This is a genomic window from Streptomyces sp. NPDC058664, from assembly GCF_042716635.1.
Lineage (GTDB): Bacteria > Actinomycetota > Actinomycetes > Streptomycetales > Streptomycetaceae > Streptomyces.
The window spans coordinates 31,584-45,359 of the sequence record NZ_JBHXRW010000026.1; the positions used below are offsets into that span (position 1 = coordinate 31,584).

9 protein-coding genes and 1 pseudogene are annotated in these 13,776 nt (G+C 71.8%); 5 read left to right on the forward strand and 5 right to left on the reverse strand.

Annotation, left to right across the window (positions count from 1 at the left end; genetic code table 11):
- Positions 1–93 precede the first annotated feature (93 nt).
- The 4 genes and pseudogenes from ACFWUY_RS21835 (at position 94) to ACFWUY_RS21850 (ending at position 3,906) form a co-directional block, all read left to right on the forward strand.
- A pseudogene (locus ACFWUY_RS21835) lies at positions 94–796 on the forward strand (2-phosphosulfolactate phosphatase).
- 78 nt (positions 797–874) lie between these two features.
- Complete coding sequence (locus ACFWUY_RS21840) at positions 875–1,285, forward strand: hypothetical protein (protein WP_384111144.1); 411 nt, start codon at positions 875–877, stop codon at positions 1,283–1,285.
- Between the two features lie 180 nt (positions 1,286–1,465).
- A complete protein-coding gene (locus ACFWUY_RS21845) occupies positions 1,466–1,912 on the forward strand; it encodes a cupin domain-containing protein (RefSeq protein ID WP_384111147.1) in 447 nt (148 codons plus the stop codon).
- Between the two features lie 320 nt (positions 1,913–2,232).
- On the forward strand, positions 2,233–3,906 hold the full coding sequence (locus ACFWUY_RS21850; protein ID WP_384111154.1) for a CAP domain-containing protein: 1,674 nt from the start codon (positions 2,233–2,235) through the stop codon (positions 3,904–3,906).
- 46 nt (positions 3,907–3,952) lie between these two features.
- On the opposite strand, the gene ACFWUY_RS21855 is transcribed toward ACFWUY_RS21850, so the two are convergent.
- The 5 genes from ACFWUY_RS21855 to ACFWUY_RS21875 all read right to left on the reverse strand — a co-directional run bounded on the left by ACFWUY_RS21855 (position 3,953) and on the right by ACFWUY_RS21875 (position 12,441).
- Positions 3,953–6,430 (reverse strand): glycoside hydrolase family 3 protein, encoded by a 2,478-nt coding sequence (locus tag ACFWUY_RS21855; RefSeq protein ID WP_384111161.1) that lies wholly within the window; start codon positions 6,428–6,430, stop codon positions 3,953–3,955.
- A gap of 186 nt (positions 6,431–6,616) precedes the next feature.
- Complete coding sequence (locus ACFWUY_RS21860; RefSeq protein ID WP_384111168.1) at positions 6,617–9,199, reverse strand: family 78 glycoside hydrolase catalytic domain; 2,583 nt, start codon at positions 9,197–9,199, stop codon at positions 6,617–6,619.
- Between the two features lie 47 nt (positions 9,200–9,246).
- Positions 9,247–10,146 (reverse strand): carbohydrate ABC transporter permease, encoded by a 900-nt coding sequence (locus tag ACFWUY_RS21865; protein ID WP_384111172.1) that lies wholly within the window; start codon positions 10,144–10,146, stop codon positions 9,247–9,249.
- A gap of 5 nt (positions 10,147–10,151) precedes the next feature.
- Positions 10,152–11,036 (reverse strand): carbohydrate ABC transporter permease, encoded by an 885-nt coding sequence (locus ACFWUY_RS21870; RefSeq protein ID WP_384111176.1) that lies wholly within the window; start codon positions 11,034–11,036, stop codon positions 10,152–10,154.
- Between the two features lie 88 nt (positions 11,037–11,124).
- Positions 11,125–12,441, reverse strand: a complete 1,317-nt coding sequence (locus ACFWUY_RS21875) for an ABC transporter substrate-binding protein (RefSeq protein ID WP_384111179.1) — start codon at positions 12,439–12,441, stop codon at positions 11,125–11,127.
- Positions 12,442–12,690: 249 nt separating this feature from the next.
- Between ACFWUY_RS21875 and ACFWUY_RS21880 the strand changes: the two genes are divergently transcribed.
- Positions 12,691–13,743: a LacI family DNA-binding transcriptional regulator gene (locus tag ACFWUY_RS21880; protein WP_384111182.1), complete on the forward strand. Its 1,053-nt coding sequence runs from the start codon at positions 12,691–12,693 to the stop codon at positions 13,741–13,743.
- Positions 13,744–13,776 lie beyond the last annotated feature (33 nt).

A 13,776-nucleotide genomic window follows, 5' to 3' on the forward strand; every position in this document is an offset into this window, starting at 1 on the left:
CGTCGCCAGGCCGGGGCGGGGCGCGATGGCCCTCGACATGACGTGCGTCACTACCTGGGCGCTTCGGGACGGGTTACGCGCGATCATGACCGGATGGAGGCTCGTTTCCTTGGTATCGCCGAACTGTCCGAAGTCCCGTCCGTGGCGGTCGTGGTCGACGTCATGCGCGCTTTCACGGTGGCCGCCTGGGCCTTCGGCCGGGGGGGCGGAGAAGATCGTTCTTGCCGAGTCGCTGGACGAGGCCCTGGCGCTCAAGGCCCGCCACCCGGATTGGACGGTGCTCAAGGACGGTCCGCCCGCGCCCGGGTTCGACATGGTCAACTCACCGGGCATGCTGCGGTCCGCCGACCTCGGTGGACGGACCGTCGTGCAGAAGACCACGGCGGGGACGGTCGGCGCCCTCGCGGTCAGGGAGGCGTCGCTGGTGCTGTGCGCCGGCTTCGTGGTGGCGGAGGCAACGGCTCGGCTCCTGCGGACGCACAGGAGCGACAGGGTCACGTTCGTGGTCACCGGCGAGGACGGTCGGGCCGACGAAGACCTGGCGTGTGCTCAGTACATCGCGGGGAGGGCCGTGGGGGCCGGGACGGATGCCGTCGGGTTCGTCCGCCGCGCTGCCGAGTCGCGCGCCGCCGCCGAGTTGACGGAGGGTGTGCGTCAAGGAGTTCACCCTGAGGACGTCGCACTCTGTCTCGAGGTCGACCGGTTCCCCTTCGCCATGGTGGCGGCCCTGGAGGACTCGCTCATGGTCCTCCGCCCGCACGCCGTGCCTTCGCCGGCCGACGGCGGTTCGGCATGACGGCAGGCGGCATGACGGCAGGCGGCTGACCCGAGTGGTGCCCGCGGCGACTTCAGGGGGAGCATGGAAAAGTCGATCTTGACCGAGACCGTCACATACTCCGCCGCGTGCCAGGCGTGCGGTGCCGAGGCAGAGTGGTGCGGCGTCCAGGCGCTGGTGGGCGAGGCGCTGCGGTGGGACGTCGAGACGACGTGCCCGGCGTGCGGGTTCGCCCTGGCCGTCTGTGACGGCGACCTGTCGGACGAGACGCGCGGCCGGCTGCTCTCCGCGCATGGGCGGGCGAGACCGCGGGTGAGCCCGCCGACGCGGAACGCCGCCGTCATGCGGGTGCTGCGGACGGAGCTCGGCCTCGGCCTGGACGGCGTCAAGGCGGTGCTGGACCAGGTCCCGACCGGGCGGTACTCGGGGACGCTGCCCGAGATGGAGCTCCTGGCGCGCACACTGCGGGCATCGGGGATCGAAGCGTCCGCCTCGCGGGCGGTGGAGTGAGCGGACTGTCACGACGGCCGGTTCGTACCGCCGAGCCCGGCCGCAGTGGACGGGGCCGCGCTCTGGATCTCACGGGGCGAGGGCCGTCGCGTGTTGCCGGAACGGCAAGAACAATTGCCCCGCTCCGTAAGCCGGTTGCAGCCTGGTCCCGTCAAGGCGATCGAACCGAGAGGCTGCACCATGACGAACCGTGAAGGCGCCGGACTCGCTCCGGGTTCCGGTGATCGCGCGCCGGTCAACAACCGCGTCCATCACGTCCGCTCCGGCGAACTGGACGGTTACGCCGCCATCAGCGGAGGCACCGTCGGCTCGAGGAAGCTCTGGATGGGCCTGGTGGAGAACCCCCCGCTGAGCTCGACGGACAACCACCACCACGGCGATTCGGAGGCCGGGATCTTCGTGGTCAGCGGTCACCCCGTGTTCGTCTACCACGACGGCACACAGGAGGTACGGCTCGCCGCCGCCCCCGGGGACTTCTTCCTCGTCCCCCCGTTCGTCCCGCACCGGGAGGAGAACCCCGACCCGGACGAGCCCGCGGTCGTCGTGATCGCCCGGACCACGCAGGAGCCGATCAAGGTCTCCGTGCCCACGCTGTACCGGCTCGAAGGGACGGCCCCGCAGCCGTAGCGGGCGGCGATCCGGCGGCGCGGCCGACCACGGCCCACCGCGGCCCACCGCGGCCCGCCGTCGGCACCCCGGGCGGAGCCCCTCTCCCGCTCGCCCGCCGGTTCCCGTACGGCGCCCCGGCCGGAACCGGCACATGGCGCGCGGGCCCTGCCGACCGGACGCGGGCCCCGTTCCTGTGGGCGGCGCACCGGTACGCCGGCGCGCGACGTCCTGTGACCCACGTCACCCCTTCGGTCTCCCTCTTTCCGTTGTCGCCGTCCCGGGTCGAGGCTCTCCCCTGCGCAGGGAACTCCACAAGAGGCAAGCGAAGGACGGACGGCGTGCAGCGGACCACGGGTTTTGAGCAGCTGACGGATGCGGAACTGATACGGGCGGCGCAGTACGACGCCCCCTGGGCGCGCGAGCGCCTCGTCGCCGCCTGTCAGCCGCTCGTCCACGCCCTCGCGGCCCGCGCCCTCGACGGACGGCCCGGCGCCGACGCGGCCGTGCACGCCGTCGTGCGGGACGCCTTGGGCCGCGTCGAGTTCGCACGGGGCGCCCTCCCCTCCCCGGAGGCGTTCCGGCCCTGGCTCGTCGCGATCACCGTGGAGAGCACCCTTGCCCACGCCTCCGCCTTCCCCGGGCACCCGACGCGCCTCGCCGCCCCGGGCACCGGCTTCGGCGAGGAGGTCCGCTGGCTGGACGTCGAGGACGGCGTCCTCGCGGCACTGTGGTCGCTGGAGGAGGAGGGGCGCCTGAGCCGGTACGAGACGGCCGCCGCGCTGAACTGGTCGCCGCACGACACCGCGCTCCGGATGGAGACGGTACGCGTACGCCTGGCCGAGGCCCGGTCCGTCACCACCGCTCTCGCCCGGGAACCCCGCTGCCCCGCCCTCCACCGGTGGGCCGCCGCCTGGGACGGACACCCGAGCGCCCCCTGGCGTGAACAGCTGGCCCGGCACACCGCCCACTGCGCCCCCTGCACCACCGGAATCGGCGCGGTCGCGCCCGCCGCCGCGCCCACCGCGGTCGCCTCCGACACCGCCGCCGCGCCCGCCGTGGCCGTCCCCGACGCCCCGACCGAGACCTACGTCGTCCTTCCCCGTCCCGCCGATTCCTCCACCGCCGCCGTGGGCCGGCGCAGCACCCGCGCGGCCCGCAGGAAGCGCCGCCAGGCCGACGAACGCTCCCGCCGCCGCGCCGCCGTCACGGCCGGGATCGCCGTCGTCGCGGTGACCGGAGGTGCCTTCTCGCTGTACTCCGGGCGTGACGGGCAGCGGGAGGTCCTCGAGGTGAACCGGGCGGCCGCCCCGGGTCTCGACCTGCCCCTGGCGAACGAGCCGGGCACGCTCACCGCCGCCCCGTCCACGACCTCCGCGTCCCCCTCGGCCTCCGCATCCGCCTCGGCTTCCGTGCCCGCCTCCAAGCCCGCTTCCGCTTCCGCTTCCACCGCACCGGGCGCCCGCAAGCCGGCCGTGTCCACGCCGGCGAAGAGCCCCCGGCCCACCACCGCGACGCCCACGACGCAGCGCCCCACCACCCCGGCCGGCGGCTCCGAAGCCACGGCCTCCGCACCGCCGAGGACCACCGCCCCCACGGGCGGTACGGACGCCGGTCCGCAGCAGGACGGCGGCCGGAGCTCGGCGGCGGACCAGGTGGTCGCACTGGTCAACTCCGAGCGGGCCAAGGCGGGTTGTGGGCCCCTCAGCGCCAACGCCACCCTGACGAGGGCGGCTCAGGGACACTCCGACGACATGGCCGCCCGGGACTTCTTCGACCACACCGATCCGGACGGCGACGGCCCGGGGGAACGCGTCACGGCCGCGGGCTACCCGTGGTCGACGTACGGCGAGAACATCGCGATGGGGCAGAGCACCCCGGAGCAGGTCATGGAGTCCTGGATGAACAGCCCCGGTCACCGCGCGAACATCCTCAACTGCGACTTCAAGGAGATCGGCGTCGGCATACACACCGCCGACGGCCCGTACTGGACCCAGGTCTTCGGCGCCCGCTGAGGCGGCCGGGACCCCCGGCTCCGGGAGCCGGGGGTCCCGCGGACGGTCAGCCGACGGTGATCGTCCGCCGCGCGGTCACGGTCCGCGAGTCGCGTGCGGTGGCGAAGGTGTACGGGCCGGGGACGAGGGTCCACTCCCCGTTGTTCCAGACGGTCAGGTCGTCCACCGGGACGGTGAAGGTGACGCGTTGCCTGGCGGCGGGGGCGAGCGTGACCTTGCGGAAGGCGACGAGCCGGCGCGGTTCGGCGGCCGCCGCCCCGGGGAGCGTGGCGTACACCTGGACGACGTCGGTGCCCTGCCGGCCACCGCTGTTGGTGACGGTGACGGAGAGGGTCACGGTCCCTCCGGCGGCGTCGTGGGCGGCCTCCAGGGAGCCGTGGGCGAAGGTGGTGTACGACAGGCCGTGTCCGAAGGGGAACAGGGGTTGCCGCCCCTCGGCGTCGTAAAAGCGGTAGCCGATCGCAATTCCCTCGTCGTAGGAGACGGCGCCGTTCCTGCCCGGATAGGTCGTGGCCGTCGTGCCGGGGCCCTGGGCGGTGTCGGCGGGGAAGGTGACGGGCAGTCGGCCGGAGGGGTCGCCGTCGCCGAACAGGACGGCGGCGAGCGCCGTGCCCATGCCGCGGCCCCCGTACCAGGCCTGGACGACGGCCTCGACCTCGCCCAGCCAGGGCATCGCCACGGGCCCGTCGGTGTTCAGGACGACGACGGTGCGCGGGTTGACCGCCGCCACGGCGCTGATGAGCTGGTTCTGGTCTGCGGGGAGGGCGAGCCGCTCGTGGTCCATGGCTTCGCCGGCGATCCGGTTGACAAAAACGACGGCGGCGTCGGCGGTGCGCGCGGCCCGGACGGCGGCCGGGATCAGGGAGGCCGGCTGCCAGCCGAGGGTGAGGCCGCACGTGCCGGGATCGGCCGTGGCGTTGCCGTACGTCAGCTCGATCGGTACGGGCCTGCCGACGGTCAGCTCGACGGTGCCCTGGAGGGGGTAGTCGTAGGTGCCGAGGAAGAAGCGCCGGGTGCCCCGGGATCCGGAGACGACGGTGACGCCGTCGATCTTCAGGGTGGCGGTGCCGGCGGGCAGGAGGGAGAAGCGGTGCAGGCCCGTGTGGGTCGGGGTCAGGGTGCCCGACCAGGTCGCGGACCAGACCGCGGGGAGGGTGTCGACGGGAGCGCTGGTGAAGTCGACGGCGCTGTCGGTTCGGGTGACGGCCGGGCTTCCCGCCGGTTCCGGGGTGGCGTAGTAGCGGCCGGTGAGGCCGGCGGCTCCGCCGGAGGTGCGCAGCACGGTGGCGGGGACGGTGGTCAACGGGACGTCGCCGGTGGTGCCCTGGGCGTGGGTGACGGTCACGCCGCTGCCGGCCCGGGCCTTGATGGCCTGGAGGGGGGTGGTCCAGGTGCCGGGGTCGACGTAGGTGGAGCCGGCGACCCCGGTGAGGGTGTCGGTACCGGCCGGGCCGATGACGGCGAGGGACCTGAGCGTGGCGGGGAGCGGCAGGGCCGAGGAGCGGTTGACGAGCAGGACGGTGGAGGCGAGGGCGGCCTCGTGGGCGAGGCTCTTGTGCTCCGGTGTGCTGACGTCCTGGGCCGGGGCGGGTACCGGGTGGTCGACGAGGCCGTTGGCGACCATGGTGACGAGGACGCGGCGGGCCGCGTCGTGGAGGCGGGCGGCCGGGACGGATCCGTCGGTGAGCGCGCCGGGGGTCAGTTTGACGCCGGCGGGGCCGAGTCCGGCGAGGTCCATGCCGGCCTTGGCGGCGGCGACCTGGTCGTCGCCCGCCCAGAAGTCGGGGACGGTGTAGCCCTGGAGCCCGAGGCGGTTCTTGACGTCGTCGAAGAGCCGGGGGTGCTGGGTGGCGAAGGTCCCGTTGATCTTCGGATAGGCCATCATGACCGAGGTGGTGGGGGCGGCGGCGATCACCCGGCGGAACGGCGCCTGGTAGATCTCGTGCATGGCCCGGTCGGACACCAGGGTGTCGGTGAAGAAGCGGTTCACCTCCTGGGTGTAGGCGGCGAAGTGCTTGACCGTGGCGGTGACCCGACGGCTCTGGATGCCGGTGGTGAGGGCGGCTCCGAGGCGGCCGGCGAGCAGCGGGTCTTCTCCGAGGGTCTCGGCCTGGCGGCCGAAGTGCCAGGTGCGGGTGAGGTCGACGGTGGGGCCGAGGAGGTTGTTGTAGCCCTTGGCGCGTCCTTCCGTTCCGATGGCGACGCCGATGCGACGGGCGAGGTCCTCGTCGAAGGTCGCGGCCTGGGCGAGGGGTACGGGGAAGGCCGTGACGTTCTGTTCGCCGCGCAGCCCGGCGGAGGCGTCGACCATGGTCAGGGCCGGGATGCCGAGGTGGCCGAGGGCCGCGAAGTCGCAGCGGACGAGGGCCTCCTTCTCGGCGGCCGTCATCCGGGCGAGAAGGGCGTCGGCCCGCTCGAAGACACGGGGGTCGGTGGCGGTGATCGCCTGGGCAGCGGCCGCGGGGGCCATGCTGACGGCGACAGCGGTGGCGATGGCGGAGGACAGGAAGGTGCGTCGGTTCACAGCGGCTCTCCTGGCGGTGGACGTGACGGGGTCGGGGGCCCGCCGATCGCGGGCACGGAACGAGGTACGAGATACGAGGTACTGGGCGGTGGGGGCGTGTCCCGGTGACGGCAGGGGCATGGGCCGGTGACGGGCCGTACAGGGTGTGGGGGAAGCGGCCCGGTCTTTTCGCCGCCGGTCCTGGGCTCAGTCGCGTGCGGTCGTGGCGAGGGTGTGGGTTCCGGGGCCGAGGGTGACGGGCTCACCACCGGGCAGCTCGGCGACGGCGGTGCAGTTCGGCGGCACCGTGACGCGGGCGTTCATGCCGCCGGGGGTGGTTTCCCAGAACAGCGAGGCCGTGCCGTGGGGCGTCTCGTGGCGGGTGCGGGCCCAGGTGATGCCGCCGCCCGGGCGCGGTCTGAAGGCGAGGGCCCTGCCGCCCGGGGCCACCACCTCGATGCCGCCGACGACCCGGTGGAGCCAGTCCGCGACGGCGCCGAGGGCGTAGTGGTTGAACGAGGTCATGCCGCCCGGGTTGAGGGTGCCGTCGGGGCGGAGGCTGTCCCAGCGTTCCCAGATGGTGGTGGCGCCCATGGTGACGGTGTAGAGCCACGAGGGGCATTCGGTTCCGAGCAGCAGGCGGTAGGCGGTGTCGAGGTGGCCTGTGTCGGTCAGCGCGTCGCAGATGAGGGGGGTGCCGACGAATCCGGTGGCGATACGGGCACGGTCCTGGTCGACGAGTGCGGCGAGGCGGTCGCCCGCGGCCTGACGGCGGGCGGTGTCCAGGAGCCCGAAGGCGATGGCGAGGGCGTAGGCCGTGGGACTGTCGCTGGTCATGCGGCCGTCCTGGTGGACGTATCGGCCGCGGAACGCCCAGGTGACCTCGTCGGCGAGCGTGTCGTAACGGGTCGCGTCGTCGGTGTGGCCCAGTGCGCGGGCGGAGTGGGCGAGGTGGCGGGCGGAGTGGGCGAAGTAGGCGGTGGCGACGAGGTGGCGGTCGGTGCGGCCGGCGGCCGGGTCGTCCGGTGGGGCGGCCGGGTCGAGCCAGTCGCCGAGCTGGAAGCCGGTGTCCCAGAGCCGGTCGGGTCCTGCGAGCTTCTCCACGAGGTCGACCCACGCCCTGGCCGTCGGGTAGTGACGGCGCAGGAGTTCGAGGTCGCCGAAGCGCTGGTGGAGGGCCCAGGGGGTGAGGGTGGCGACGTCGCCCCAGGCGGCTCCGGGCCGGATCGGTGTCCACATGGGTGCGCCGGGGATGACGGGGACGTACCAGGGGATGGTGCCGTCGGGGAGTTGTTCGAGTCCGACGTCGGTGAGCCAGGAGTCGAGCATGCCGGCGCAGTCGTAGAGGAAGCCCGCGGTGGGGGCGAAGACCTGGATGTCCCCGGTCCAGCCCAGGCGTTCGTCGCGCTGGGGGCAGTCGGTGGGTATGTCGACGAAGTTGCCGCGCATGCTCCAGAGGACGTTCTCGTGGAGGCGGTTGACCAGGGGGTCGCTGCACTCGAACCAGCCCGTGCGGCGCATGTCCGTGTGGTACACGCGTGCGGTGACGGCCTCTCGGGTGAGTTCGCCGGGCCATCCGCTGATCTCGGCGTGGCGGAAGCCGTGGAGGGTGAAGCGGGGTTCCCAGGTGTACGGGCCGCCGCCGGGCAGGACGAGGGTGTCCGTGGAGTGCGCTTCGCGCAGGGGGCGGGTGGCGAGCTCTCCGTCCTGGAGGACCTCCGCGTGCCGGAGGGTGAGGGTGGTGCCGGCGGGGCCGTCGGCGGTGATGCGGAGGCGGCCCACCAGGTTCTGTCCGAAGTCGAGCAGGTGGCGGCCGTCGGGGGTGCGGGTGATGGTGGCCGGGGGGATCTCCTCGGTGCACCGGACCGGCGGGCCCTGGGGTGCGACGAGGGTCCTGGGGTCCCGCTCACCGGTGCGTACGGGGGTCCAGCCGTGGGGGGCGGCGGTCGCGGTGGCCCAGTGCGGGTCGTCGAGGCGGGCGTCGAAGACCTCGCCCTCGTACAGGCCGCTGGTCAGGACGGGGCCGACGGCGGCGTGCCAGGTGTGGTCGGTGGCGACCACGGTGGCGCTGCCGTCCGTGTGGGTGATCTCCAGCTGGGCGATGAGGGACTGGTCGGTGCCGTAGATGTTGCGGGTGCCGCCGTCGAAGCCGTACCTGCCGCGGTACCAGCCGTCCGCCAGCCAGGCGCCGATGGCGTTGGTGCCGCCGGTGACGAGCCGGGTGACGTCGTGGGTCCGGTAGCGCAGGCGGTGGGGGTAGACGGTCCAGCCGGGGGCCAGGGTCTCGTCGCCGACCCGGGTGCCGTTGATCTCCGCTTCGTACAGGCCGTGGGCGGTGATGTAGAGCCGGGCGTGCGCGATCGGCTTGTCCCCGGCCCGGAAGAGCTTGCGGACGCGGGCCGGGCGGCGCTCGGCCTCGGGGTCCTCCGCCCAGTCGGCGCCGACGGGTACGGCGATCCAGTCCTCCGCTTCGAGCAGACCGGCCTCGACGGCGCCCGGCGTGCTCCATGGTGACGGCTCGTCACCGGCCGTGGACCAGGTCCGTACGCGGACGACGGCGCGTTCGCGGGAGGTGAGCGGTTCGCCGGGCCAGGGCACGAGGACGTGGTCGGCCCCGGCGATACGGCCGGTGCGGTGTGTCCGGCCGTGACGGCGGAGTTCGACTTCGTAGGCCTCCTGGTCGGCGCTTCCCTCGGCGGGGGTCCAGGACAGGCGGGGGGTGCTCGTACCGATGCCGAGGCCGTCGGGCAGGTGCTCGAAGCGGACCGGGGAGGGGGGAAGGGAGTGCATGAAGGGGCCTTTCGGGTGCTCGGGGGAGGGTGGGACGCAGGGCTCGGTCAGCCCTTGACCGCTCCCGAGGTGAGGCCCTTCATGACCTTCTGGTTGAGGAAGAGGTAGATCACGAGCGTGCCGAAGACGTTGATGCAGATGGCCGCGAACAGCGGGCCGTACTGGGTGGCGCCGAAGTCGCCGGTGAAATTGAGCAGGCCGACCTGGATGGTGCGCAGGTCCTGGCTGTTGGTGAAGGTGAGGGCGATGAGCAGGTCGTTCCAGATGAAGAAGAACTGCACCAGGCCGACGGTGAGCAGCGCGTTGCGGACCACGGGCACGCTGATGGTCCAGAAGGCGCGCAGGATGCCGGCGCCGTCGAGGGTGGCCGCTTCGAAGAGTTCCCGGGGGACCGTCCTGTAGTAGGTGGCCATCATGAAGACGGTCAGGGGGAGGCCGGTGCCGGTGTAGGTGAGGATCAGCGGCCACAGGGTGCCGGAGAGCCCGGTCCTGAAGTACACCGTGAACAGCGGCAGGAGGATCATCTGCGGGGGGATCATCATGCCGGCGAGGAAGACCAGCAGGGTGAGGCCGCGTCCCTTCCAGACCATGATCTGCAGGGCGAATCCGGCCGCGGTGCCGAGGAGCAGGATCAGTGCCAGGGCGGGGGCGACGGCCAGCAGGCTGTTCTTGACGTAGAGGCCGAGGTTCCCGGTGGTCCACGCCTCGGCGTAGTTGCCCCACTCCCAGGTGCTGGGAAGGCTCCAGGTGGAGTTGTTCAGGTAGTCGCTGTTGGACTTCAGCGAGGTCAGGAACATCCAGATCAGTGGGTAGATCTCGACGACCAGGAGGAGGGCGACGGCGAGCCGGACCCACAGGCGGCCGCCGGTCCGGCGGAGGCGACGGGGCTGCCGCACGGCGCGCCGGTGCCCGGCGTGCGTGGTCTTCGGCGGGGTGTCGATGGCCATGGCGTTCAGCCCTCCGTGATGTCGCGCCGCGAGACGCGGTAGACCGCCAGGCTCACCAGCAGGCAGACCACGGTCAGGAGCAGCGCGATGGTGCTGCCGTAGCCGTACTCGCTGTAGGTGAACGACGACTGGAACATGTACAGGGTCAGAGGGGTGGTGCCGCTGCCCGGGCCGCCGTTGGTGAGGGCGACGACCGAGTCGAAGACCTTCAGGGTGCCGTTGATGCTGAAGATCAGGGAGGACATGAGCACGGGCAGGGACAGCGGCAGGACGATGTGGCGGATGAGACGGAGGCCGGAGGCTCCGTCGAGGCGGGCCGATTCGAGGACCTCGTCGGGGATGTCGACGAGGCCGGCGAACAGCAGCACGGCGTAGAAGCCCATGGAACGCCAGATGTCCATGACGACCAGGACCCAGAAGGCGCTGCCCGCGCTGCCGAAGAAGTCGACGGACTCCAGACCGACGGCGTTGAGCAGGGAGTTGACCGGGCCGGGCTGCGGGGCCACCTGGAAGAGCTTCTGGAAGAGCAGGCCGACGGCGACGGTGGGCAGCACGACCGGGAAGAAGACCAGGGTGCGGATGAGCGCGGAGGCCTTCTTGAGGAAGAAGACGTACAGCAGCGCCAGGAGGTAGCCGGCGACGACCTGGCCGATGGTGACGACGACCGCGTACTTCAGTGTGAACCACAGCGCGTCGTGGACAGCCGGATCATCGAGGAGCCGGGTGAAGTTGGCCAGACCGTTGCCGGTGAAGCCCTCGATGGAGTTGCCCTTGGTGAAGGAGTACCCCAGCGACCACACCATCGGGACGAGCATGATCAGGGTGTAGACGAGGAGTGCGGGACCGAGCAGGATCACGATCGCCCTGCGGTCACCGAGTACGCGGTGCATGAGTGGTGTCCACTTCGTTGCTGGTGAAGGGCCGGCCGGACGAGGACGGGCGGCGCGCCTGGGCCGGCAGGCCGCCCGACTCGTGGGGTTACTGGCTGCCGAGCGCGCCCTGGACGTTCTCCATGAACTGCTTCGGGCTCACGCTGCCGTTGACGAGGCCGGCGGCGTTGGTCTGGCTGATCGTGGTCGCCTTGGTGCTGAAGAGCGCCTCGAACCACAGGACGTTCTGCTTGGATGAGCTGATGGTCTCGCGGACGGTGCTGGTGACGTCGTTGGCGTCCTTGACCGGGGTGTTGACCTTGAAGCCGGAGATGGTGCCGTGGTCCTTCAGGGCCGTGCTGCCGTAGTTCTTGGTGATGCAGGACAGCCAGGCGCCGGTCTTCTTGTCGAAGTTCTTCGAGCCGAGGGTGATGGCCAGGCCGACGTTGGAGGGGTACTGGTCGACGGAGCCGGCGCCGCCCTTGACGGCGGGGAAGGGCATGAAGCCGACGTTCTCGGCACCGACCTTGTTCTGCTCGGGGTCGGAGATGTTGGCCAGGGCCCAGCTGCCCATGTAGAACATGGCGGACTTGCCGGTGAGGAACTGGTTCATCGCGGTGTCGTAGTCGATGGAGCCGACGCCCTTGCCGAAGTAACCCTTCCTGCCGAGCGCCGCGATCTCCTCGGCCGCCTTGACGTACGCGGGGTCGGTCAGTTTGGCCGCACCGGAGTCGACCTTGTCGAGGGCGTCCGGGCCGAGGCTGCGGTACAGGTAGCCGCTGATGAGGCGGGTCAGCGGCCAGCCCTGCGCACCGGATGCGGAGAACGGCTGGACGCCCTTCGCGTTCAGTTTCTCCGACGCCGCCAGCAGTTCGTCCCAGGTGCCCGGGACGGCGATGCCGTTCTCCTTGAAGAGCTTCTTGTTGTAGAAGATTCCCTCGATGTTGTACTCGTAGGGCAGCGCCTGCAGCTTGCCGCCGTAGAGGGCCTTGATGGTGGAGACGGCGGCCGGCTCGAGCTGGTCGAGGACCCCGAGGCGCTCGAGTTCGAGCTGGAGGTCGGCGACCTTGCCGGACTTGGCGAGCTGCTTGGTCAGCGAAGGGGCGTTGCCGGCGGCGAACTGGACGGGCAGCGCGTCCTGGCCGGCGAGCAGCTGAAGCTTCTGGTCCAGCTGCGCCTGGGGAACCGTCTCGACCTTCAGCGGCAGGGTGTCGTTCTCGGCCTTGCAGGTGTTCTTGGAGAGCGTGGTCAGCGCCGCTCTCGTGGTGGTGTTCTCGGTGACACTGAGGTACGTGAAGTCCTTGGGCGCCGCGGAGCCGCCACCGCCGCTGCCGCCGCAGGCGGTGGTGAGAACGGCCAGGGACATGACGCCGGCCGCGAGGAAGGCCGGTCGCGTACGGCGGGCGCTGATCGTGCGGTGGGGCACTGGTGACTCCCAGGATCGTGAGAGAGGAGAGGGCGCCGAGCGGGCGCCGGGGCGGCGGGAAGTTCGGCCGCGCAGGCGAGGGAGCCGTGTAGAACGTTCTCCATCGCGATGGGCAACACCATGACGCCCACCCTCTGGCGCCGTCAAGACACAGACACGTAACATCGATGTCGCCCGGTCGAACGAGAAAAGTCATCCATGGCTGGGTGTGTAGATCGTTCCACTATCTTCAGGGAGATCAGGGTTCTCATGGCCGCGGACAGCTCGCCCAGGAACACCAAGCGGGTGACGATCACCGATGTCGCCCGCCATGCCGGCGTGTCCACCGCCGCCGTGTCCAAGGTCATGCGCAACGCCTACGGCGTGAGCCCGGCGATGCAGGAGCGCGTCCGGGCCGCCATGGCCGAACTGGGATACCGGCCTCACACGGCCGCACGCGGCATGCGCGGGCGCACGTACACGATCGGCGTCCTGCTCGACAACGTCCGCAACGCGTTCTTCGCCGACATCCTCGACGGCATCCGCGAAGAACTGCACGACAGCGAGTACACGGTGCTGATCGGCGCGGCCGGGTTCGGCGCGGAGGAACAGGCCCGGACGATCCGCTCCATGGTGGACCGTCAGATGGACGGACTGATCCTCATCGCTCCGGGCACGCCGCGCTCCGAGGTCCTCGCCACGGCGGCGACGACGCCCACCGTGGTCCTCGGCCACCACGACAGTTCCGACGCGCACGACTCGGTCGTCGACGCGGACGATCTGGGCGCCGGTCTCGTGGTGGACCACCTCGTCTCGCTCGGGCACCGGGACATCGCCCTGGTCTCGGCTGCCGGCAGCAGGACCGGCCGTTGGCAGCGGACCCCGGAGATCGCGCTGACCGACGGCTACCTCCAGGCGATGGAGCGCCACGGCCTCGCCGGACGCGCGCGCGTGCACCACGCCGCCTACTCCGACGACGGGGGCCACACGGCCGGCCTCGCCCTGCTCTCCGGCGAGGGACGACGGCCCACCGCGATCCTGGCCGGTGCCGACGTCGCGGCGCTCGGCATCTACCGGGCGGCCGACGACCTGGGGCTGTCCGTCCCGGACGACGTCTCGCTCGTCGGCTACAACAACACGGCGCTCGCCTCGCTCGCCCCCGTCCAGCTCACCAGCGTCGACCAGGCCGGGCACACCATGGGCGCGACCGCCGCGAGGATGCTGATCGAGCGGGTCGAAGGGCGCCGGGACCGGGCCATGCGGACGACGATGACCCCACGGCTGGTCGTACGGCGCAGCACCGCGGCGCCCCGGGGCCGGTGACCACGGGTCGCGGTGGCGCGCCCGCCCGCCTCG

Excerpts from the sequence above, each read along its gene's own strand:
- ACFWUY_RS21860 (WP_384111168.1), bottom strand. The coding sequence starts at position 9,199 with ATGCACTCCCTTCCCCCCTCCCCGGTCCGCTTCGAGCACCTGCCCGAC.
- ACFWUY_RS21865 (WP_384111172.1), bottom strand. The coding sequence starts at position 10,146 with ATGGCCATCGACACCCCGCCGAAGACCACGCACGCCGGGCACCGGCGC.
- ACFWUY_RS21880 (WP_384111182.1), top strand. The coding sequence starts at position 12,691 with ATGGCCGCGGACAGCTCGCCCAGGAACACCAAGCGGGTGACGATCACC.
- ACFWUY_RS21870 (WP_384111176.1), bottom strand. The coding sequence starts at position 11,036 with ATGCACCGCGTACTCGGTGACCGCAGGGCGATCGTGATCCTGCTCGGT.
- ACFWUY_RS21845 (WP_384111147.1), top strand. The coding sequence starts at position 1,466 with ATGACGAACCGTGAAGGCGCCGGACTCGCTCCGGGTTCCGGTGATCGC.